Source organism: Streptomyces sp. R11 (assembly GCF_041051905.1).
Taxonomy (GTDB): Bacteria; Actinomycetota; Actinomycetes; order Streptomycetales; family Streptomycetaceae; genus Streptomyces.
In genome coordinates this window covers 9,372,342-9,394,398 of the sequence record NZ_CP163432.1, presented here as the reverse complement: position 1 = coordinate 9,394,398, position 22,057 = coordinate 9,372,342, and the positions used below count along the sequence as shown (strand labels likewise).

Sequence of the window (22,057 nt, the reverse complement as noted above, 5' to 3'; positions counted from 1 at the left end):
GCGGTGCCTGTTGTGCCAGCCGTTCCAAGGCACTACGACCCCTCACCAATGATCGGTTCACGATGACGACGGCGCCTGTTCCGCTCCACCCATGTTGATCGCCGATCGCGCGTGCGATGGCATCTCGGAGGCCTGTGGCCGGTTTCCTGACTCCCGTGAGAGCACAGCGCCCGCAGACACCGACCGATTCACGCAGGGCACGCGCAGAACCGAAACGGTCTGCATCGCGTACTGCTTGACGTCAAGCAACGGAATATGCGAGTGCCGATAGGAGCACTGAGCGTTCCTACCTCACAGTCAAGGACACAAAATGCCTTCTCAGCGTTTCTTCCGCAGGGCCGGGGCGGGACTGGCGACCGCTGCCGCTGTTGTCTCGGCCACCGTCACGATGATCACCCCGGCCTCCGCGGGGAGTATCGGCAATGTAGCCCTGATTCCCAGCGTTGCCCCTAAGGTGAATGTGGCCCTGGGCGCTGAATTCCCGCTCGCACAGCGGAACAGCGCTGCCTTCGACCCGGCCGAGCGGTGGGACATGGTCGAGAAGGTCCCGCTGGGGGGACTCTTTGTGCTCCGGAACCTTCACAAGGTCGACGGGAAGTTTGTGTGCATGGATTCACAGGCCCCGGGCCAGGGCCTGCCGAAGGCTGGTGATGCCGTGGGTACGCGGCCTTGTGACGGCACCAACTCCCAGCTGTGGATCAGGAAGAACAACTCCGACAAGACCATCACCCTCACCAACGCATACTCGAAGTACGTGCTGTCCTGGGCGGGAACGGGCGCAGTCCCCGCCTATGAACAGAAGGTCCCGAACCAAACACTGGTGTTCCCGAACTTCAGGCTTATCGTCAACCCGTGACCTGACGTCGCAGATCCTGACGCTTGAGGGCAGGGAGCAACTGTGCTTCCTGCCCTCAAGCATTTGTTCCGCTGGACCCTCCTGCCGAGGGAAGATCAGGCGAGCTCGGGCGGATGCTGCGACGCGTCCGGCGTAGGCTGAAGTTGGTGCTCATTCTCGTGGGCACTGGATTCAGCAATGACGAGCACTGATTCTCTGGCACGACGATGCGCCCATCCTGGACTCCGTGCTTGTGGGCGCGCCCGCTCCGGGGCGCCTCTAACTGGCTCTAACAAAAGCGGGTTGATCATGTGACTGTCGGGTTGATCGCTCGTTGATGTGGTCATGGGGAAGCGTCAGTCGCGGCCGTGGATCGTGTCGGACGAACTGTGGTCGCTCATCGAGCCGTTGTTGCCCGAGCCGCCGCCGAAGCAGGTGGAAGGGCGACCGCGGGTGCCCGACCGGCAGGCCCTGTGCGGCATCCTGTTTGTCCTGCACACCGGCATCCAGTGGGAGTATCTGCCCCAGGAGCTCGGCTTCGGGTCGGGCATGACCTGCTGGCGCCGGCTGGCGACCTGGAACGAGGCGGGCGTCTGGGACCAGCTCCACCAGCTTCTGCTGAACAAGCTGCGGTCAAGGAACCAGCTGGACTGGTCGCGGGCGGTGATCGACTCCTCCCATGTCCGGGCCGCACGCAGGGGCCCAAAAGCGGACCCAGTCCGGTCGACCGCGCACGCCCGGGCAGCAAGCACCACATCATCACCGACGGGCAGGGGATCCCGCTCGCGGTGTCGCTGACCGGCGGAAACCGCAACGACGTCACCCAACTGCTGCCCCTGTTGGACAAGATCCCGGCCGTCGCGGGAGTCGTCGGCCGGCCGCGCAGGCGGCCCGACATGCTTTTCGCCGACCGTGGCTACGACCACGACAAGTACCGCCGGCTTCTGCGGCAGCGCGGGATCCGGCCGGTGATCGCCGAGCGTGGACAGCCGCACGGCACCGGTCTGGGCACCTTCCGATGGGTCGTCGAGCGGACGATCTCCTGGCTGCACGGCTTCCGCCGCCTGCGGATCCGCTGGGAACGACGCGACGACATCCACGAGGCCTTCCTCGGCCTCGCCGTCTGCCTGATCACCCACCGGCACGTCAAGAGGCTTTGTTAGGGCCAGTAAGCGTTACGAACCCGGGTCGGCTGATACTTGGGACCGCATGCGCTCTGGCCTGCTCGGTTGCCCATCTCGTGGCCCTGGCCAGCACAATGTGGGCGGCACAACGTCCTTATCCGGCAGGTTCACGGCCGATCCGGACCTTCTTGGCTAGGCGGGGTCGGCGGCAAGGACTACGCGTCCGCGTACTCGCTGGAGTGGCTCTGGCAAGATTTTCGTAGGCGGAGATCATTTGGGTGGTAGCGGTCGGCCGCCGGTGTAGCGGGCTAGCTTCGATTGCGCCTACTGACCTTCCTGAGTTATTACCGCAGTTGGCGGACGTGGTGGTGGTCTCGGTCGAGGTGTCAGCTCCGGCCTGGTGGTTCGGGCTCGTACGAGATCGTATGCTTCGGCGGCGTGTACGGATGCGGTGCCCTGAGTGAGTGGGGCCATTTCCGGTACGAGCGGCATCTCGCTGACGTCGCCCTCGGCGGCCGGCCGCCCCACATCCGACGGCCGGGCCGGCCGACATGCGGATTACCTGACCGGTCGGGCAGGCCCCAGGGCCGAAACGGCACGCGGGGCAATGACGCTTCAAGGCTGACACCGATTTCCGGCGACCCTCTTACGGTGCTTCCCGCCAGCCGATGACCGCTCGGCTGGACAGGTGGCCATTGAGTGGCTTTCCGTTGGCCCGCCACCTGGCGTCACACAGCATCCATTGATCCAGGTGGATCCGCTGGGCCAGGCCTGCTGGGGAGAAGCAGAGTCCGCCAGGCAACGGCCGGCGAGAAGAGACGAGCAGGAGGCGCGGTGAGTAGTGCCACGTCGACGAATGCTTTGCTCACCACTCGGTCGATGGGGCTACGACATGCCAGCCGGTTGACATACCAGTCCTGGAAACGCTGTCCGAATCCATTGCGTGTCGTGCCTGCCTCCGTATAGGGGCGGTCTGCTCCCGTGGCTGTGATCCATGCGCCGTCTGCCGCATGGGCGACGGCACGCTGAGCTTGTGCCGTAATGCCGGGAACCAGATCATGCTGCTCCAGCACACCGCTGAGAGCGAGAACTCCGAGCGCAGCCACCGACATTCCTTGTCCGTAGACGGGGTTGAAAGTACATACCGCATCGCCGACGGCCAGGAAGCGCCGCGGCAAGCCGCTAAGTTGGTCGTAGTGACGTCGACGGTTAGACATGCCACGGAAGCCGAAGACGGGGCTGAGGGCTTCTGCATCCTGCACGATGTCGTGGATATAGCTGTGAGGGAGAGTGCGGGCGAACCGAAGAAACTCTTCTTGATCAGTGTTCGGCTGATGCTCCCGGAAACCATAGAGGGTGAGAAGCCACCGATCACCCTCGACTGGGACGAGCGTGCCGCCGCGAGGACAGTGCGGGCGCGGCTGCATGTTTATCCCCACCTTGTCGGCGCCTTTGATACGCAGTAGGCGGCTGGCGTAGGCCAGACGGGAATCGACTTCGTCCTCCTGCGGCGTAGCACAGCCCAATGCCTGCAACCACCGAGGGGCTCGAGATGAGCGGCCGCTGGCGTCCACGACAAAGTCCGCCGAGATCTCTCGGACCTCTTCCGCACCCTTGCGAAGCCGCACCCGCACGCCGGTGATGAGGTGTGGATCGCCCAAAAGCCCGATGACCTCGGCTCCCTGAAGCACCTGGATGCGAGATCGCCCTGTCCTCTGCTGCTCAGCCAGCACTCGATTACGCACGACCTCATCCAGCAGCGGCCTCGTACAGCACAGAAGACTATGCCGTGGGTCGGGGAGGCGCTGTTCCCATCCATTGCGGCCACACACCAGTACGCCCTGCGGAAAGGGCAACCGCAGCGCTCCGGCGGCTATCAGATCGTTGGTCACACCAGGGAGCAGCTGCTCCATCGCTTCTTGGCCGCCGGTCCCCAGGACATGCAGGTGTCGACCCTGTGGAACTCCCTTGCGGAACAGGGCCCCCGAGGGGTAGACGTCCCGCTCCACGATCGTCACTGAACGTGCGTAGCCTGCGAGTACCCAGGCGGCCAGCAGCCCGCCGAGCCCCCCTCCGATCACCACCGCCTCAGGTCCGTACGTTGCGCCCCTGGTGTCGACTGTCATGGCATGGCCCCCTCGGCTCCACGTGATGCAGAACGTCGCCGACTGCTTCTTCGGCCGGACGCGGTGCTCTCAGAGCCATACGCTTCACTGTGCCCAACGGTTCTCCCGCCTGCGCGAAGGGCAGAGGGCAAGCTGATTGCAGCACGTAGTTCAAGTCGCAGCCGAGTGACCTCGATCGGCAACCGCGCGGCACGCGCCATATCTTTTGCCCTGCGCACGCGCCGGGCCGAGGCAGCACTGAGGGTCATCATGCCGACCTCGGTGATCCCGCTGCGCAGGGGGATACACACGGCTTCGGGGCTGCTGTCGGTGGGTGCGCCGAACAGGTCGACGTACTGCCCCGGCCGGCTGTCGGGAAGTTTCAGGCCGGGGTCGGTGAGCACGTTGCGCAACACGTCCTGAATGGTTTCCGGTTCGGTGTGGCCGTCGCGGACATCACTGACGAATTGCTGGACGCGGGCGTGGAGCACGTACCGCTCGCGATCTATCACCTGGCCTACGACGCGGTCGACGGCGCGGTGGAGAGGGAGGAGCACCAGCGCTGTGACGAAGGCGGCACCGGTCGCGCTCAAGCGATCGCCCCAGTTGGCCAGGGGTGCCGACGGCATGGACCACGGTCGTGAAGATCGCTGCCGACAGCAGGGAGGTCAGGGCCCAGGCCAATGAGGAGCCCGAGCAACCGGTCCACATCGAAGAGCTGGTACTGCAATACCGCGACCGCGACGCTCGCCGGGATGGCGATGAGCATGGCCAGGAAGAATCCGCTGTAGGCCAGATCGATGGACACTCCGTTGGCTTGCGCCGCCCATCCGCTGGCCAGCAGCACTGGCACGGTGCCGGCCCCCAGCAGCAGCCAGCGCAGTTGCAGGCGGGGCACTTCATCGCCTCGGCGGTAGCGGAGCTCCAGGCTGAGCAAGCCAGCCAGGAGCACGAGCAGGCCGAAGACGACGATGGTGACGGCCGTGTCGAGCAGACTGGGCCGCCCGGACAGCCCGCGGTTTCGCGCGGCCCACGAGACCAAGGAGCTTACAAGTGCACTGGTGGCGGCGCTGTCATGCCGTGACAGTGCATCGGCGGCCAACCGCCGCTCAGTCGATAATGCCTGCCAGCAGATTCCCGGCGAGGTGGCCAGCCAGGCCCTGTGCATGCGCTGGAAGGCAGCGCGCTGCACGACGAGGGTGGCTCCTGCTTGAGGACAGACGCACTGGGGGCTTCCCGCGCCCGGCCTGAGCGTAGCGGCATGTCGTTCGTCGCCCCTGAACGGCCGCCTGGGTATGTTCTCGTTCTCTTGCTGCATCTGCGCGATCGCCCGCCGGTGCCACCGGATCTGACCAGGGCGCTTGCCGGCGCGGCGGATGGTCGTACTCCAGAGCGCAGGCATCCGAATCCGCGCGCCGACATGGCGAGCCACTGCCCCGAACACCCGGTGAAAGCATTGTTTCCCATAAGGCGGTCCAAGCTGATGGGGCGGCCATTCACCGACGGCCGCCCCGCTTCCTAAGAACCCTTGCTGCTGCTCCACTTAAGCCGCCCGTCCGAATCCAGGAGGGCCATGGCGGTCGCAGACGGTTCGACGACATCGGTAGACACGAGATAGTCCGGGTAGACCGGGCGGCGGCCCAGCATGCGTCCCACAGGCGCCAACGCCCCGAACAGTAGACGCTGCAACCATGGCGGCGGTGAGGAGAAGACGATCGCGTCGCGGTAGGCGTGCAGCATCACAGCCGACTGGAGGAGGTCGGGCAGACCGTGCTCGTTCACCTTGCCGTCCCGGGCAAGACCGAACAGCGTGCTCGCTACTTCGCTGAACCGGTCCCCCGGCGTCACCTCGACCAGGACTTGTGTTTCCTCGTCGCCTACTTGCCACCAGTCATGCACGACGCCCGGAGGGACTTCGGCGCACTCACCGGGACCAAGTACCTGCTCTTGTCCATCGATGGTGAACCCGACCCGGCCACCCAGCACGTGAAAGCGTTCCGTGGACTCGGGGTGGCTGTGAGGTGCCGCAACGCGGCCTCCAGCACCGACGTAGAGGTGCCCGACCAGAGCCCGCTCAGGGTTTTCCACAGGATCGGTGAGCACCACCACCCGCTCACGTGTGACCGGGTTGTGGAAGACCTGCCCGCGTCCCGAACCTACCCCGTGCAGTGAACTCATAGATGTTTGCCTCTCCTTACCCGCATCTGCGCGGAAGCGCACACACACGTGATCACTGCTGTCCGGACAGCAGTAGCACCCCCGCCCAAAGGGCGGTACGGTCGAATACTCCACTGGGTTCCGAGGCCACTGCCAGCTTGTCACCCCGGACGACACTGCCCGGTGCAGCCCCGACTTGCGGCAGTACGGCGCCACACCACAGATCGGTTCACCGCTTACGCCCGACACTTCAGCGCGGGCATGATTCCCACATCGCGCACAGGGCGGGGAGCCTCACACCGCACTTCAACATTGCGTGCCCCCCGCCATGCTGGTCCAGAGGGTGGCCGGCGGGGTACGTCGCCGGGTGGGCCCTATGCGCGGCGTACGCACCGCCGTGCAGGCGGAGCAGAACGGCACCGGGCACGCCGTACCGTGAGGTTCAGGAGTGGCGCCGACGCAGCAAGATACCGGCCGCTGCCAGCCCTTTACGGTTGGCAGCGGCCGGTGGACGCGAGCTGGCTGCCGGCGGGGGCGTTGCCGGAGCTCAGCCTATCCAAGTACCTATACGGTGCAAGTCACCGATCGGATCCAGACGCGGATTTCAGCTTCTCGGCCTGGGCTGGGCTTGCGTCACGGAACGGCACTGGTGTGTGCTGCTGCCCAAAGCCACCCTGAGTACGAGGACCACCGGCACGCAGCTATGCGCGGCGGTTGTGCGCGACTAACTCGCCCCAGGCCGCGTCTTCCACCCCGTCAGGGTGCATGATCGTCGCACATGCCGACGGAACCCCCTCGACGCCGCGCGGGGAAATTGCTAGGTCGCCACCCAGGGAGCCCGCCATCGCGGAGTGGCCACCCGATATGAATCGGGCCGTTGTAACTGCCCGTCCGGTTCCTGCCCGGACTCCGTCTGCCCTGGGAACAGTCGAAATATCTTGTGGCAGCGAATCGCGCTGCACTTCTTACTCCAGCGTTCGCCGGCAGCTCGCTCTGACGTTGAATTGCTGCATCAATTCCCCTGATATGAACAGGGTTTCCGGCGGATCCTCGGATTCAAAGCTCCTGAGTAGCAGGTCGTGCAGGTCCGCCACTGTCACTATCTCCACGACATCCGCTGTTCCAACCAACGTGACGTTCCAGCGCTCTTCGAGAGTGACGAGAAGTTCAAGTGCTGCGAGAGAATCAAATTCGAGGTCTTCCGCTATCCGGTCCTCCATGCGGATGAGTCGCGAACTATTTTTGCTGTTGCGGTAGAAATGGTCGAGGACCGCGAGGAAGGAGGCTGTGAAATCATCTACCGTCGTGGTGTTTGTCAACTCACTTCTCCTTGAGACAAGGGGTTCCAGGGGTGATACAGGCAATCGGCTCGCTGTCGACCTCACGCGTGGTAACGAGCTGCCATGTGACACGGCGTCTCGGCTTACCACTGGACGTCACCTTGATGGAGTTCGGGGGAACTCTCCTCACGCACACATGGACGCCTGTGCCGACGATTTTGGATACGCTGTGTGCTGCTTGCTCCGCCTTATCCGCATCGATTCGGCTCTGGCTGAGCACCAGGACCGTCGGCAGGTCAGAGTGGAATCCTGCCACCACCATCGAGCGTGGGGTATTCAAGAGCCCATGCTGGGAAAGCATGCTCTCGACTTCCTCAACGTAGATGTTCCGACCGCGCACCTGGAGCATGTCTCCGATGCGGCCGAGGACGTACAGTTCTCCGTCGTGAAGGAATCCGGCATCGCCGGTGTACAGGCTGCCGCCTTCGAATCTGGTTGATGTGTGGGATTGATCGCCACTGTAACCCCGGGCCACGGTCGGGCCACGCAGTACGATCTCTCCCACGTGCGCTTCTGGCAGGGACGCCCCATGGTCATCGATGATCGTGAGTGAATTTCCTGTCAACGGGCGGCCGCAGCTGACGTGCCAGGAGCTCCCCGGGGCCACCTCAGGAAGGACCTCCTGCAGGGATTTCGCTACTGCTCGGATCTCCAGCGGGAACCCCATGCGCTCGCTGCCGGCGGGGACTGCAACTGCGCGTGGGGATTCTCCGAAGGGGACCCCAGTGGCGGCAAGGGTTGCCTCCGCCAGGCCATAGGCCGGTTGGAGCGCCTCCCAGCGAAGGCCGTGGGGGCCGAGCAAACGGTAGAACGCATTGAGGCTGCTCTGGCGTACCCGCTCCGCGCCGGTCACGATGACCTTTAGCTGGGAGAAGTCCATGCCGTGCAGCGATTCGGGCGTTATGCGGCGCACTACGTAATCGAAGCCGAAATTTGGCATAGCCATGACTTCGGCGCCGTGACGGCCGTATTCCGCAAGCCAGCCTTTCGGATCCTGAATAAACTGGTCCGGTCTCATGAGCCCGTTGTTCATCTGATACACAACAGGAAGAATCATGCAGCCGACCAGGCCCATGTCATGATACATGGGCAGCCAGGTGGCACCTATGGAGTCGACGACGATCCAGCGTTTTATCATCTCCAGGTTGGTCTCGATATTCTCCCACGAGACGCGGACCCCGCGGACTGCACCGCGGGACCCCGACGTGAACTGGAGTATTGCCAGGTCCGCCGGCGCCGCGGCCTCGAGAGCCGCAGGATCAATGCAGATGCCGGAGGGCTCCATCACCTCGCACTGGCCGCCGGATCGAGCTGTAGCCTGGCGAGCCAGCGCCGCAAATTGCGGGTCTGTGATGACGTAACGGGCACGGGCTGCACCTATGGCGTGAGCCGCATGCTCAACCCACTGGGCTGTGTCACTGAAGGCCGCAGGGGGTGCAAGCGGCGATGGCGTTCCTCCTGCGGCCAGGGTTCCGAAGAATGAGGCGACGAACTCAGGCCCAGTGTGATGGAGGAGAATGACTACATCGTTGCGACGCAAGCCATAGTTCCTGCGCAGGTGATCGGCTGTGCCGCCTGCACGGGCCGCGAGATCGGTGAATGAGAGAGTTTGCCACGTTCCGTCTTCACCTAGGAACCGAAGTCCTCGTTCGGCTGAAGGTGACTTCATCCAGTCGAGCAGTCCGAGACGAGGTACCATTTTTCCCATCGAGCTTCTCCGAACGTGGTGCCAGAACGTGGTACTTGGATTTGGATCGCGTCCTTCAGACGGCGCACGATCTCCCGCGGGTCTTCAGCACATGGCGCGTCGGTGCCGTGGCCGCCCGTACGGTTCGTGCGTCAGTCGACACCGTGCGCTGCCCGTCGACTTCGCCGGGCAGCGCACGGTGTCCACCCCGAGCCCGGTCGAGCTGCACTGCCGCGCGACGCCCCTTCGGGCGGCCCCAGCCGGACGAGCAGAAGGCTCACCCTTCCAGGCTGGCGCCGGAATCCGGCCGGCCGGGGGCGAGTGACCCGGCCGGGGTAGGGCGAGGACGCCGGCCAGGAGTGGACACTTCGGCAAGGTGTCCGTGCAGCAGGTGGAACGTTGTCGGTGCCCCTGGGTAGAGCACCGTGAAGGTCTCCTCGCTGGCCTTCAGACCAAAACGTTGGTAGTACGGCACCATTGCAGGAACACACATGCTGTAAGCCCATCGGTAGGGCGTGTTGACTAGCAGCCAGCGCGCGCATTGCTGGAACAGAAGCGGAGCAACCATGTATCCAGCCGTGGGGTCTGCGGCGAGACGGCCGACTTCAACCCAGGAGTCGTCCAAGGACAACCAGTGCAACGGAGCACGCCACTTCGTGGAGTAGGACAGTCCCGATGCGTGAGGCAAAGCCCGGGCGGTTGCAACAGGCTTGCCGTAACGCTCCGCCAGGCATATGTAGCTGACCCTGTCCTGTTGCTGATCGCCCGCTGGGTCATGCCATGGTTCACCTGCACACACTGCATTCCTCAGTTGGACAACCTTGGCCCTGTCGGCGGCAGACTCCGCAAGCCGTACTGTCACGGATGACTGACCCTGGTTCTGGGGTGTCGTGCGAGCCAGCGCTAGTGCGGTGTTCGCTATCGGCGCCACTGTGGCCTCCTTAGGGTCGGTGGCCAGGACACTGGGACGAGGTGGTTCAGCTATGTCTTGGACCAACGTGGCCTGCTGGGACCGTCTCAGGTAATCAGGGCCCTTGCTGTGCGCCGACCATACGATCTTTCACATCCTTGCTGGATAGGGGAATCCCCCCAATGATGCCCCCAATCCGCCTGTGCCCACTGCCCACTGCCCACTGCCCACTGCCCACTGCCCACTGCCTGGAGCGTGGCGCCAAGCCTGCCCCACCACGAGGCCTGCACCCGGCATGGGCCCTCCGCCCTCGCCACCCGTCATGACCGTCTTCCTCCCGCCGCCAGCAGACCGGGTACCAGCAAACCAGTTACGAGCGAGGGGCCCTGCCGGCATCGACTAGAGTCCACGAACGATTGGCCATGGGCACGGCCGGGATACTTCTCGGACGCACTGCCTCCATCAGGTGGGGCGTGGCACGGATCGGGCGGCCGCAACACTGCACCCAAAGGTTCGGGGCAACTCGCACGGTGGACATGGAGCGAACCGCGGACGACGTCCATCCGATGGACGTCCGTACGCCAATACAATCGTCACTGTCTAGCGTGGTCAGATCACAACGTCATGGAGCCTGCACGAGGGCCAGCAGGCCGATGGAACCGATCCGATGTTCCGTGCGTACTGCACGGTAAACATGCCCCACCTGCGGCTTGTGGTGGTTGGGCTTCACGAAAGGCATTGACCTCTATGAACCAAACCGAGATTCTCCTTGGCTACGATGGCATCGCCCTCAATCACGATGAGGTGCTGCTCGGCCGCGCCGGTGACGCAATGGATCATGACATGGCGCTGCTCCACGAGGAGTGCGTAAACCCTGACCACGACGAGCCTACGGTTTCTGCAGGCTGAGGCGGCTCACCGGGCAGACCTTCTTTCGCGTGTGCCTGCAGCCCCGGCGCTGGCAGGACGCACGGGCGGAGTGTGACGGTTCGGCTATAGCTCCACCCTTGCAGCGCGCGGGCACTGTGGGCCGATAAGCGCCATGCGTTGACTGGCCCGCCTTCGCGGGGACATCCGGCCTGAGAGTGCCGGGCCACGCTGGCTTCGGTGAAGCCTCTCTCCCGGCCGCTCGATGAGCAAGGAGTTACGGATGCCGGTGCAGAGTCTGGTTCCTCGGCTGCCTCCCGCAGCGTGGAGGATTCTGGGTGCCGATGCGCTCTCGGCAGTCGGCACGGGTCTGACGTTGCCGTTCCTGATGGTCTACCTCCACACCGTGTGCGGCTTTGCCGTCGAGGTCGCAGGCTCGGTGCTCGCTACTTTCGGCCTGGTCTCCCTGGTGGGTAACCCACTGGGCGGATGGCTCAGCGATCGTTGCGGCCCACAAAGACCGCTCGTGGCCGGCCTTGCGCTGTCTGCCCTCGGCACGGCGGGATGGGCGGTGGTGAGTCAGCCATGGCACGCGTTCACGGCTGCCACTATCGCGGCCTTGGGAATCTCGGTGTGCTGGCCTGCTCAGAGCGCGCTTCTTGCTTCCGTGGTGGAGACACACCAGCGCACCAGTGTGTTCTCCGTTGGCCACATGACACTCAATATGGGTCTGGGAACTGGCGCCCTGATCGCGGCGCTGCTGGTGGACCCTCGTCAACTGGGCACGTTCACCCTGCTCTACCTGTTGGATGCGGTCACGTTCCTCGCCGCCGCAGGGATTGTGGCTCTAGGCGCTCCGTTGTCAGGGGCAGGCAGCACACGTGGGCCCCAGGAGGGCGCCGCGCTGCGCGACCGACAGTCGGGATACAGGCACGTCGTACGAGATGGCGTCCTAGTCCTTTTGTGGTTGATCACAGCACTGTTGGTCACCGCTGGCTTCGCGCAGTTCCACATCGCCATCCCCATCGTGGCCGTGGAAGCCGGGGTCCCCGCTCACCGCTTGGGGATGATCTTCGCTGTGAATACGATAGGTGTCGTTGTCTTTCAGCTGGTCGCACTGCGGATGGTGAGATCCAGGCGCCGGACCCGCGTGGCGATGATCCTCGCCGTGCTCTGGGCAATGTGCTGGTGCATCGTCATACTGGCAGTCCGGCTCCCACCAGGCCCATTGGTGTTGGCGACTTTGCTGACCGCCTCGGCAGTCTTCGCTCTGGGCGAGGTCCTTCTAGCACCGACGCTACCCGCCCTCGTCAACGATATAGCGCCTGAGCGGCTGCGGGGACGCTACAACGGCGCCCATACCCTGGCCTACACCGTCGGATTCGTGGTCGGCCCACTGCTGTCCGCCTCGGCGCTGGGAAACGGCGAGACGGTACTCCTGCTCGTTGGGCTTACCTCCGTCTGTCTAGCGACTGTGCCACTCATTTACGTTCTGGAACGTCGGCTCAATCCCGCGGTCAACCTCACCCCGGGACGCCTGGCTGGTTCCGACATCAGCGACGACGATCCCAACGTCTCCACCCCGGCCCGGTGATGACTATGGCCACAGTGGCAGAACTTCTCACCCAGGCCGTTGCCTTGCACCGATCCGGCGAGCCGGCACAGGCTCTGGACCACGCCCGACTCGCGGTAAGCCAAGCTCAAAGCGATCACCTTCCCAGCGCAGTTGTGGCGAATGCCCTGTTGATTGAGGGGACACTGCTCGCGCAGACACCGGCGGTTGAAGAGGCAGTCGCCGTGCTACGCACGGCACAGCATGCCGCGTCCGCAGACCCAGGGCCTGGAGCACTGCACATGCAGTACCACGTCTCGCTCGCACTTGGCCGCACACTGCGGACCGCAGGACGCTACCGGGATGCTGAACACGAGCTGCGCCGCTTGCTCACCTTTACAGAAGAGCGTCTCTCACCCGACAGTCCGGAGACGGCATTCGTCCTCAACGAATTGGGGATGGTGCACAGGTATGCAGGTCACTTTGATGAGGCTGCGCAGATCTATCAGAAGGCCCTGACCCTTGTCGAAACGCACGTCGGTCCGGACAGCACTGAGGCCGCCGCCGTTCTGCACAACCTCGCCGGGCTAGCCCATGCGCGCGGCGATCACCGCACCGCCGACCGCCTGGCCAGACAGGGCATCGCGATCCGAGTCCAGGCAGACGGCCCGCACTCACCGAGCACCGCCGCCGACCGAGCCGCATACGCGGCCATCCTCATCGACCTCCACCGCGTTGCTGAAGCCCAGGAGATACTGCGTGAAGTGCTCGCCGCTTATGAGCGTCTCTACGGCCGTGATCACTATGAAGTGGCCGTGACATTGCACAATCTCGCCGCCGCCCAGGCTGCAACGGGAGATCACACCGGAGCCGCCCGCGAGTTCGCCAGAGCCGCCCGGATCAAGATGCAAGTGCTAGGGCCTCGCCACCCAGAACTGGCGACAACACTGTGCAACCTGGCCCAAGTGCTGCTGCGAGCGGGCGACATCCACCAGGCACGACGACACGCCATCCATTGCGTGGACATCCTCGAAAGCGTGGTCGATCCCGCTCATCCCACCCTCGCCGCCGCTCGCACCTTGCTGGCTTCACTCGACTCGAACCCGGCGCCTGACCTCACCAGCGACCGTTAGAGGAACGACGACCCACATGCCATATGGCGTGAGCGTGGTGACCTGGCGATGCGGCGAATGACCCCTCTACTCGTTCCGTGCACAGCGCCGCCCTGGGGCACTAATCCGACACAGGTATCAGCTCGCTGTGCCTCTGCAAGCACGAGTCGCGCACTTGGCTGTCTCGAGTACCGCACGAAAGCCGGCATGCTGCCGGCGGCGCGATGGGTCCATGCGTGGGCTCTCGTGCGAGCGGCCTCGCCCAGCTCCACGAGATCTCCTGCCGGCACGGTGACCGCCGCAAGCGCACCCGCACTTCGCAGCAGAGCTGGATCTGCGTCCAGTAGCACGGCGATGGGAGCCCGGTTTTGATCGGACAGGCCGCCTGTTAGGTACAGGGTGGAGCAGGTCCGCGAGCGTAAGTGATCGTGCACCCCTTGCGGCCGCCCCCAGGACACGTGCGTGCGCTTGGAGAGATCACTCGGGGGCGGACTTTGTCTTCAGCGCTGGCAGCCGTCGGAGCGTGGGCTGGTCCGCTACGTCCGCGACTTCGTCGGCCACCGCCTAGCCATCGATGGCTAGGGCCCTACTCTTGCAGGCCCCAAGAGGTGGTTCCGTCTGCCATCCACGAGCGCGACAGTCGGTGTTGGCGGCGGTCTGCCTGACCGCTGCTTGCGGCCGAATCCGCATCAACTATTGGTTGTTGACGTACGCCCCTCACACGACAGGTCGGCCTTGACTCCCCCACACCCGCCTCGATCACCACGATCTCGGTGCTCAAAACCTGTCACAGTCTGCATTCCCGGCCCCACGCCGCTGCGTTAAGGCGTAGTGCTCCGGGCGCCCGGCACGAAAGAGGGGGCCTCACCATGCGAACGCACAACTGACACATGCGTTGAGCGATGGCAAAGCCCCTTCATGTCCGGTCAGGCCGGAAGCAGTACCTGGTTGTGGTTGGTGGCGATGTTGCCCTCATCATCCAGAAGAATTTCGCTACTGCACATGGTGTGAAGCTCCCTCAGTCAGACCATAGGTGGTCGTCTCGCTCGCACTGTGCCCCAAGCAGGGCCAGAACAGCATGAGACTTACCCGCCTGTACGAGTGCGGGCCTGCCGCCGGTTCTCCCTGCCGTGGCGCTGCCGACCATCGGCCGCAGAAGCAAGCGCCAGTGCCACGGCCCGGGGTGGCGGCTGAGGCTTGCCATTGTGTAAATGAGGCTCTCTCGCCCGCGGGGATACCCTGTCGGGCGTTCTGCGGTAGTCGTCCTGGTGAGCACAGCGGCTGCCCGGTACGAGAAGGGGCCTCAGCCCGGTTTGCCGACAGGCGGCGAGCAAGTTCTCAGCGTGCTTAGCTCCAACGAGGGTTGCAAGCGTGCGGCCGATCCGGGAAGAAGGAGTCCGGCCGGGAACAAACCCGGCCCATAGACGCGAGGTGAGTCATGTCCGGCCTCTACTGCTGCTGGCTGACCAGGATGGTGCCGAAGTTCTGGACGTGCTTCTCGCGTTCCGCGAGCGACAGGTTGTTGTTGACCGTAATCGGCTCAAGGATCGCCTGTCCCTGCGAGTTGGTCAGCATAAGAGCGGGGCCCGTGCCGGGGAGAAGGTTCTGGAACGAGCGCTGATTGCCGGTGAAGATCCTGGACTTCCACTGCTGGCTGAGTGTCCCGTCACATGCGGAGAGAACGACCTTGGCGCCTGCCGCTTGTGCGCCCGGCTGCTGAGCGCTGAACTCCACGTCTGCACACTCGCCCGTCTGCTTGTTGACGAGTGAAATGCCGGAGGCGGTGGGAGCGACCTTCACCTGAGCCCACGCGTGGCCAGGCGGTGTGTCCGGCGCTGAGCAGGTGAAGTTGCACGATACCGTCCCCTGCCGAGGTGCGAAGGTGAGGGCCGCGTTGTTTTGGTTTGAGGTGATGGAAAGCTGAAGACCGGCCTTCTGACTCACGATGGTCGAGAAGATCGTTGCGGCGGAAGCGCTCGAGGTGAGGGGGCCGGCAAGGAGGGTGGCAGCAGATACTGCTACGACGGCGGCGCCGACTGCCGGACGATTGCGAAGACCAAACACAGGACGTGTCCTTCCGGAGGTGGGATGCGGCTTCTCTCCTCCAGCGATACGCAGCCTTGGCGCTTCCGGTTCTCGGGCTGCAGCTCGTCGAGGACAAGTCAGACAGAAGGGTCTGGACGTTGAGACCGCCAAGGGTCGCCACCTGGAGGCCGACCGCTCTGTGTGTCATCAAGGCTGGCCAACCAGCCACGTCTGTCCTGCGGGGACGGGCTCGTGCAAGTGGCTCTTCACGGGTGCCCGGGTGACGGGTGCAGTGGCCGGGCCAGGAGTACGGCCACATCGTCCTCGGCGCCGTGCGGCAAGAGGCGTCCGATGATGCGGTCACAGAGTTGGGCCAGCGGGACGCTGCGTTCGTGCAGTGACTGGGCAAGCTGATGCATGCCCTGGTCGATCTGTCGGTCCCGGGCCTCGATCAGCCCATCGGTGTAGAGAACAAGGACACCGTCTGGAGGCAGTAGCACATGTTCTGTCTGGAAGTCCTGTCCGCCGACTCCCAGCGGCATGCCGCAGGCGCCGTCAAGGAAGGTGATCGCTCCCCTGGCGCCGACTGCCAGGGGCGGCGGGTGACCAGCCCTGGCGATCACACAGTCGTGAGCAGCGGGATCATAGACGGCGTAGACACAGGTGGCCATCTCGTCTTCCCCCGCATCAGCCATAACGGCGTCGAGCGAGCGGAGCAGCTGGGCCGGGGCGATGCCCAGCCGTGCCAGGGTCCGGACGGCTGTGCGCAGTTGACCCATGACGGCCGCCGCGTGGACTCCGTGGCCCATCACATCGCCGATGACGAGGCCGGTCCTTCCACCTGGCAGCCCGATGACGTCGAACCAGTCGCCGCCCACCATGTGGCTGCTGGCCGGCAGGTAGCGTCCTGCGAGTTCCAGTCCGGGGACTGTCGGAAGGGGGGTATTCGTCAGACTGCGCTGCAGGGTCAGGGCCGCCCGTCGCTGTCCGGTGTACATACGGGCGTTGTCGATGCACACGGCGGTGAGCCTGGCCAGCTCCGTGGCGAGCATGGTCTCTTCTGCGTCGAAGGGCTGCTGATGGGCCTCCCGGGTGAGAGTGAGCAAACCCATGGTGGCGCCACGAGCGCGCAACGGGAGGTGTACGCGTGAGACTCCACTCCCCTCCTGATCGATGACAGGGAGGGAAGTGGACAGGCAGCGCGCTGCTGCGGAGTCCGGGATGCTCTGCACGGCCGTTGGCCCGGAGACGGCTGTGTTGCCAGAGGGCTCGCCGGTGGCAGTCGGCTGCAGGTGGACAAGAGGGCTGGCCGCATCCGGTTCCTCGCCCTCGATTACGGTCTGCAGAACATCGACAGCGACCGCGTCGGCGAAGTCAGGTATGCATACTTCGGCGAGCTCATGCCCGATCCGTGTCATGTCCAGAGACCTCCCGAGCTGGGCCCCGGCCCGGACCAGCAATGCCAGACGTTGCTGTGCACGGTAACGCTCGGTGATATCGACGGCCTCCTCGCATACGCCGAGCGGCTCGCCACGCGCACCGGTGAGTCGGTAGTACGAGCAAGACCAGACGTATACATGCTCCGGGTCGGACGGCATTCGGGCGCGATAGCGCAGGTCGACGATGGGCACCCCAGTGCGCAGCACCTGCTGCATGGCTTCTTCGAGCGTCGCGGGATGCCCCTTGGAGATCACCTCGCCCTCTGGGTAGATCTCGTCGACTCGCTGGTCGGCGAAGTGCGAGAGCGGGGCACCGAGCTCCAAGCCCGCCGCCATATTTGCCCAGGTCAAGTGCAAGCTGTTGTCGTAGATCGCCAGCTGGATCGGGGACCGGGTCACCAGGTCGGCCAGCATCGCCTGGTGGGTATCCCAGCCTTGCAGCGCTTCCAGCTCGGCGGCGATGACAAGGGTCGCCGACTCCAACCCCGCATGGTGGGTGAGCGGGCACATGGTGGCCGCCATGCGCAGCATGCGGCCGTCTCGGTGCCGCACGTCGAACGCCTCGCTGCGCAGACGGGGCTCCGGCCCGCAGCGCAGGGGCTGTGCGTGCGTCACATGCGTCCGCGCTAGCAGAGCGTTAGCGTGTTTCCCGATCACCTCGTCCGGCGGGTAGCCCAGCAGCTCCTGAGCGGCTGAACTCCAACCGCTCACCACGCCACGGCCATCGATGATCATCGTGGCTGCTCTGGTGATGTCCAAAGGATTGTGCAGAGCTGCTCCGCCTGCCTCGTCCCATGTGTTCATCGCATCAGTCCATCGTCACTGATCCCCGCTACTCATATTTGCTCCTGAGCTGTGATTGCCGCAAACAGCTGGAATGGTCCTCCTGGTCTGCAGCCGGTAGCGGGTTCGTCGTGCCCCGTCTCCGTGCGATACACCCCGCAGAATGCAAGGACTGCCGGTTGCGGTTTGCGGCCCCGGCCACGCTGGACATGCCCTCGACCTGTCGAAATCCCGCCAGCGACAGTCCAGCGTGCTCCAGGCCGCTTGCCAGCTCCCAGCCGCATATGTTTCGCGCCCCCGGGCAGCCGCCCCTTGTGCCCAGGTGAGTGCTTCAGAGCAGGGCGGCCGGCAGATCGCCGGGCCACGGCTGACCACAACGATCGGACCGTGCGGCCCAGCCATCGGCCATGACGCCGACAGAGGCCTGCTGCTCAGCGTATGCCGAGTCCTGTGCACGGCCGCCTGCCACGCCGCGTGTGACATCTTGCCCCTGGGAGGCTGACGGCGGCGTCGACGAGCGGAAACAGGTGCAGACGGGGTCGTCGGTCCCACGCAATCGCCAGGCGTGCTGTGCGTGCCGCCGACCCTGCAGGGCCACCTCCAGCCCGCTGCCCGGGGTTCCCGCCTGCCGCCCAATGCACCGCACCCGTGAGCGGCCTCCCACCGGCTTCGGCCCGTCCAGCAGCACGCGCGTGGCACCCGAAGCCACCCAGGGAGTGCACCTGCGGGGCTGTGGGCTGTGGCCGACCTGTCCTGCTGCCAGCAAGCGACTTGCGCCAGAATATGGAATCGATGCGAAACCGCTGCCAGCACAGGACTCGTACTGCACTGCAGAGGGTCAAAGTGCCTGCATCGTGTAAGAAACCGGCGCCCTGCGCTGACGAGCACAACAGGAGCCCGGCACGGCTGGACCGAACTGATGCAAGGAACCAAGTAAGGACGCAGCCGCGGTCCTGACAACACAGACACCTTCCCTCCCAGGCGCCCGCCCTGTCCTGCACAACGTGTCGGGATCGGTCGAGAGAGGACGTCAAATGGCCACTTCGCGCAGTGTGTTCTCGGAATTGCTGGAGGACTATCTAGCTGCGGCGAGCCCCGCTCTCGCCAGTCGGATGCTGACAGCCTTCGCATCCGCGCTGACAAGCGTAGATGCACCGCAGGCACGCAACCTCGGGTGCCGCGAAGACCGGATCAACCACTCCTCGATGCGGACGGTGACGGAGGCTGCCTCCCCCCGCCCGCTGCCGCAACAGCACAGTACGTCCGGGCCAGGCCCTGAGGCCGACATCTAGCGGCATGCTGGTCTGGACGCCGCGGGCACCCACCAGCGGAGCTGCCCCATAACGTTGGCTTAGCGCCGCGCCGGGGAGACCCGCGGCCAGGAGCAACTCGCCCGGCGGCTGTACCCAGTGCGCAGGGCCATCCGTTTCTCTGTCCTGGTGGCCGTGTTGCGCGTCATCAGACACTGCTGCGCACGCCGGATCTGCTGTCCAACGCCTGGTTCATTTTCCGGAGCTAGTAGCGGAAGAGGACCATGTCGCAGCTGAACCCTGGGCCTGTTGACAGGAGGAGCCCCGGCGCGTTGCTTGGTGTGGTCGAGTGCGTGGTGCGCTGGAGGATGTCGATGACCCCTGCTGCCGTGATACTTCCGGCTGCGGCCAAAGACTCCCTGGAATGGAGCAGGGCTGCAGCCGGGAGGCCCAGGGCTCGCTCGACGGCGTCCATCACGTCGGGGTGGGCCGAATTGCAGACCCATGTGGCGACATCAGGGATCAGCAGTTGGTGGCTGGCGAGAAAGGAACCGACGGCGTCTCCGATGTTTTCTTCGACGAGGGCGGGTAGTTGATCGGAGAGGGTGAGCTCGAATCCGTCGCTGCCGATGCGCGCTCCGGACAGGTGGGCGGCCTCGGGATAGAGGCGGCTGGAGGCTGCGATCAGACGCGGTCCGGTCAGGGGTGCAGTATTGGACCGCGCCGCCCCGCATGCGACGACCGCGCCCACGGCGTCTCCGAAGAGGGACGCGATGACAAGGTCGGCGACCGAGCTACGGTCAGGCCGCTTGGTCAACGAGTTGAGCTCAACGGTGAGCAGGACAGCGACGTGGTCCGGCCACGCGCGCAGGTAGTCGTACAGTCGGCCGATGCCGGTGCCTGCGCCGGTGCAGCCCAGTCCGAAGAGGGGCATCCTCTTGATGTCGGAACGGAATCCCACCCGGCGAGCCAGTCGGGCGTCGAGTGGCGGGACCGCCAGGCCGGTGCTACTGGTCGTCACGACAAGATCGACTTCGTTCGCTGCGACGCCGGCCTTGCTGAGCGCCGTCATCAGTGCTTCCTCGGCGAGTTCGACACCGATCTCGAGGAAGAGGTCGTTGGCGCGGGTAAGGCTCGAGACGTGCTTGTACTGTTCAACAGGCAGGGCAAGGTGGCGCGTTGCGATGCCGAACGCTTGGTGGAATTTCACTACTCGCCGCACGGAAGCCGGTGACAGTCCGCTGTCTGCGGCAAGAGTCGCGGTCAGCTCGTCGTGGGCGTAGCGGTTGCGCGGGAAGGTGATACAGGTGCCTGCCACGACCGGATTGCTGAGTGCGGTTGTCATCGAAACTGCCTTCCTAGGTCACAGACTTGGGCGTGTGAAGGCAAGCACGACGTTGTGCCCTCCGAAGGCGAAGGAGTTTGAGAGCGCAGCCCGGATCTTCATCTCCTTCGCCGCCCAGGGCAGGAAGTCCAGGTTCATCGACGGGTCTGGGGCGTCGAGGTTGGCCGTAGGGGGTGCAGTCTGCTCGGCGATCGCCTGGACGGAAGCGATCGCTTCGATGGCGCCGCTGGCACCCATGGAGTGGCCCATCAGCGATTTTGTGGACGATACTGCGATTCGTTTGGCGTCAACGCCCAGTGCTGCGTGGATGGCCGCTGCCTCTGCGGCGTCGTTGAGGCGGGTAGCGGTGCCGTGCGCGTTGATGTAGTCGACGTCCTGGGGGTTGAGCCGGGCGTGGTTCATGGCGGTCCGCATCGCCCGCCGTGCCCCATCCCCCTGTGGTGTGGTCACGTGATGGGCGTCGGAGGTCCGGCCGTATCCGGCGAACTGCGCGTAGGCCCGAGCGTCTCGTGCGCGCGCATGTGTCGCCGTTTCCAGGATCAGCACTCCTGCGCCTTCGGCGATGACGAATCCGTCCCGGTCGGCACTAAAGGGCCGGCTGGCCCCCGGTGGGTCTTCGTTTCTCTGCGACAGGGTCCGCATTCTGGAGAAACCGCCGACCGAGGTGGGGGTCACCGGTGCGTCGGCACCGCCGGCCAGTACGACGTCCACCTCCCCGGAGGCGATCATCTGGTAGGCGGTGACCAGTGCCTCACTGCCCGATGCGCAGGCTGTGACCGCCGTCGTTGCGGGACCGGTGATGCCGTAGTGGATCGAAAGCCAGGCGGCTGCGTGGTTGGCCATGGACTTGGGGATGGAACGCGGGCTGATCAAGGCCGGTCCGCGTCCGCAGTAGGCCGTGGTGATCACTTCCTCCCAGCTGCGGATTCCTCCCAGCCCGGTCCCGACTGCGATGCCCACGCGCTCGGGGTCTTCGCCGGCGAGTTCCAGACCTGCATCGAGTACGGCAAGCCGGGCAGCGGCTGCGAGCAGCTGAGTGCAGCGATCGGTGCTGACCGTGTCGCGCCGCGGCAGTGTGAGATCCGCGGGCAGGTCGATCTCCCCTGCGATCCGGCTCTCCAATGTGCTCGCGTCGAACTGTGTGATGGTCCGCACGCCACGTGCGCAGTCGTGCTGGGCCTTGCGGAATTCTTGCGCCCCGGTGCCGATCGGAGTTACTGGGCCGAGTCCGGTGACAAGAATTCTCCGGTCGTCATCCATGCTGCAGCCGCCTAGAGCAGGGTCTTGTCGATGTACGAAACCACGGAATTCACCGTTCTCAGATCGTTGAACTCGCTGTCCTCGACGACTCGCTCGAATTCCTCCTCAAGTGAGGTGAGCAGCTGCAGCATAGAAAGTGAATCGAGTGCGAGATCATCACGCAGGTCCGCTTCAGGAAGGACGAGCTCCGGTTCAACCCCGACTACCTCTGTGAGTATTCTGGACACTTTTGTGAACGTTTCTTCAGTCATGGCTGATCCTTACGC

General features: G+C 64.8%; 15 protein-coding genes and 1 pseudogene. 5 read left to right on the top strand and 11 right to left on the bottom strand.

Features of this window, described 5'->3' with window-relative positions; translation table 11 throughout:
* Window positions 1-310: 310 nt before the first annotated feature.
* Both AB5J55_RS43420 and AB5J55_RS43415 read left to right on the top strand, forming a co-directional pair.
* The gene (locus AB5J55_RS43420; RefSeq protein WP_369275873.1) at window positions 311-856 is read left to right on the top strand and encodes an RICIN domain-containing protein; all 546 of its coding nucleotides are present in this window, start codon (window positions 311-313) and stop codon (window positions 854-856) included.
* Window positions 857-1,180: 324 nt separating this feature from the next.
* Window positions 1,181-1,998: pseudogene (locus AB5J55_RS43415) on the top strand (IS5 family transposase).
* Between the two features lie 689 nt (window positions 1,999-2,687).
* Here the strand turns inward: AB5J55_RS43415 and AB5J55_RS43410 are convergent.
* From AB5J55_RS43410 to AB5J55_RS43385, 6 genes are all read right to left on the bottom strand, one after another.
* On the bottom strand, window positions 2,688-4,085 hold the full coding sequence (locus tag AB5J55_RS43410; RefSeq protein WP_369275872.1) for an NAD(P)/FAD-dependent oxidoreductase: 1,398 nt from the start codon (window positions 4,083-4,085) through the stop codon (window positions 2,688-2,690).
* On the bottom strand, window positions 4,082-4,657 hold the full coding sequence (locus AB5J55_RS43405; protein ID WP_369275871.1) for a hypothetical protein: 576 nt from the start codon (window positions 4,655-4,657) through the stop codon (window positions 4,082-4,084). Before AB5J55_RS43405 ends, AB5J55_RS43410 begins: the two co-directional genes overlap by 4 nt.
* Window positions 4,654-5,256 carry a hypothetical protein gene (locus AB5J55_RS43400; protein ID WP_369275870.1) on the bottom strand — a complete coding sequence of 201 codons (603 nt, stop codon included), beginning with the start codon at window positions 5,254-5,256 and terminating at the stop codon, window positions 4,654-4,656. Before AB5J55_RS43400 ends, AB5J55_RS43405 begins: the two co-directional genes overlap by 4 nt.
* Before the next feature lie 326 nt (window positions 5,257-5,582).
* The gene (locus AB5J55_RS43395; RefSeq protein ID WP_369275869.1) at window positions 5,583-6,242 is read right to left on the bottom strand and encodes a cupin domain-containing protein; all 660 of its coding nucleotides are present in this window, start codon (window positions 6,240-6,242) and stop codon (window positions 5,583-5,585) included.
* 944 nt (window positions 6,243-7,186) lie between these two features.
* On the bottom strand, window positions 7,187-7,540 hold the full coding sequence (locus tag AB5J55_RS43390; RefSeq protein ID WP_369275868.1) for an acyl carrier protein: 354 nt from the start codon (window positions 7,538-7,540) through the stop codon (window positions 7,187-7,189).
* Between the two features lies 1 nt (window position 7,541).
* Window positions 7,542-9,269, bottom strand: coding sequence for an AMP-binding protein (locus AB5J55_RS43385; protein ID WP_369275867.1), 1,728 nt, complete (start codon window positions 9,267-9,269; stop codon window positions 7,542-7,544).
* Between the two features lie 1,636 nt (window positions 9,270-10,905).
* Between AB5J55_RS43385 and AB5J55_RS43380 the strand changes: the two genes are divergently transcribed.
* The 3 genes from AB5J55_RS43380 (at window position 10,906) to AB5J55_RS43370 (ending at window position 13,710) form a co-directional block, all read left to right on the top strand.
* Entirely contained in the window at window positions 10,906-11,067 is a 162-nt protein-coding gene (locus AB5J55_RS43380; RefSeq protein ID WP_369275866.1) for a hypothetical protein, read from the top strand.
* Between the two features lie 241 nt (window positions 11,068-11,308).
* A complete protein-coding gene (locus tag AB5J55_RS43375) occupies window positions 11,309-12,619 on the top strand; it encodes an MFS transporter (protein ID WP_369275865.1) in 1,311 nt (436 codons plus the stop codon).
* A 14-nt stretch (window positions 12,620-12,633) separates the two neighbouring features.
* Entirely contained in the window at window positions 12,634-13,710 is a 1,077-nt protein-coding gene (locus AB5J55_RS43370) for a tetratricopeptide repeat protein (protein ID WP_369275864.1), read from the top strand.
* Between the two features lie 1,428 nt (window positions 13,711-15,138).
* Here the strand turns inward: AB5J55_RS43370 and AB5J55_RS43365 are convergent.
* The 5 genes from AB5J55_RS43365 to AB5J55_RS43345 form a co-directional block, all read right to left on the bottom strand.
* Window positions 15,139-15,753, bottom strand: coding sequence for an RICIN domain-containing protein (locus AB5J55_RS43365; RefSeq protein ID WP_369275863.1), 615 nt, complete (start codon window positions 15,751-15,753; stop codon window positions 15,139-15,141).
* 227 nt (window positions 15,754-15,980) lie between these two features.
* The gene (locus tag AB5J55_RS43360) at window positions 15,981-17,957 is read right to left on the bottom strand and encodes a SpoIIE family protein phosphatase (RefSeq protein ID WP_369275862.1); all 1,977 of its coding nucleotides are present in this window, start codon (window positions 17,955-17,957) and stop codon (window positions 15,981-15,983) included.
* Window positions 17,958-19,451: 1,494 nt separating this feature from the next.
* A complete protein-coding gene (locus AB5J55_RS43355; RefSeq protein WP_369275861.1) occupies window positions 19,452-20,531 on the bottom strand; it encodes a type III polyketide synthase in 1,080 nt (359 codons plus the stop codon).
* Window positions 20,532-20,549: 18 nt separating this feature from the next.
* A complete protein-coding gene (locus tag AB5J55_RS43350) occupies window positions 20,550-21,791 on the bottom strand; it encodes a beta-ketoacyl synthase (RefSeq protein WP_369275860.1) in 1,242 nt (413 codons plus the stop codon).
* Between the two features lie 11 nt (window positions 21,792-21,802).
* Entirely contained in the window at window positions 21,803-22,042 is a 240-nt protein-coding gene (locus AB5J55_RS43345) for an acyl carrier protein (protein ID WP_369275859.1), read from the bottom strand.
* Window positions 22,043-22,057 lie beyond the last annotated feature (15 nt).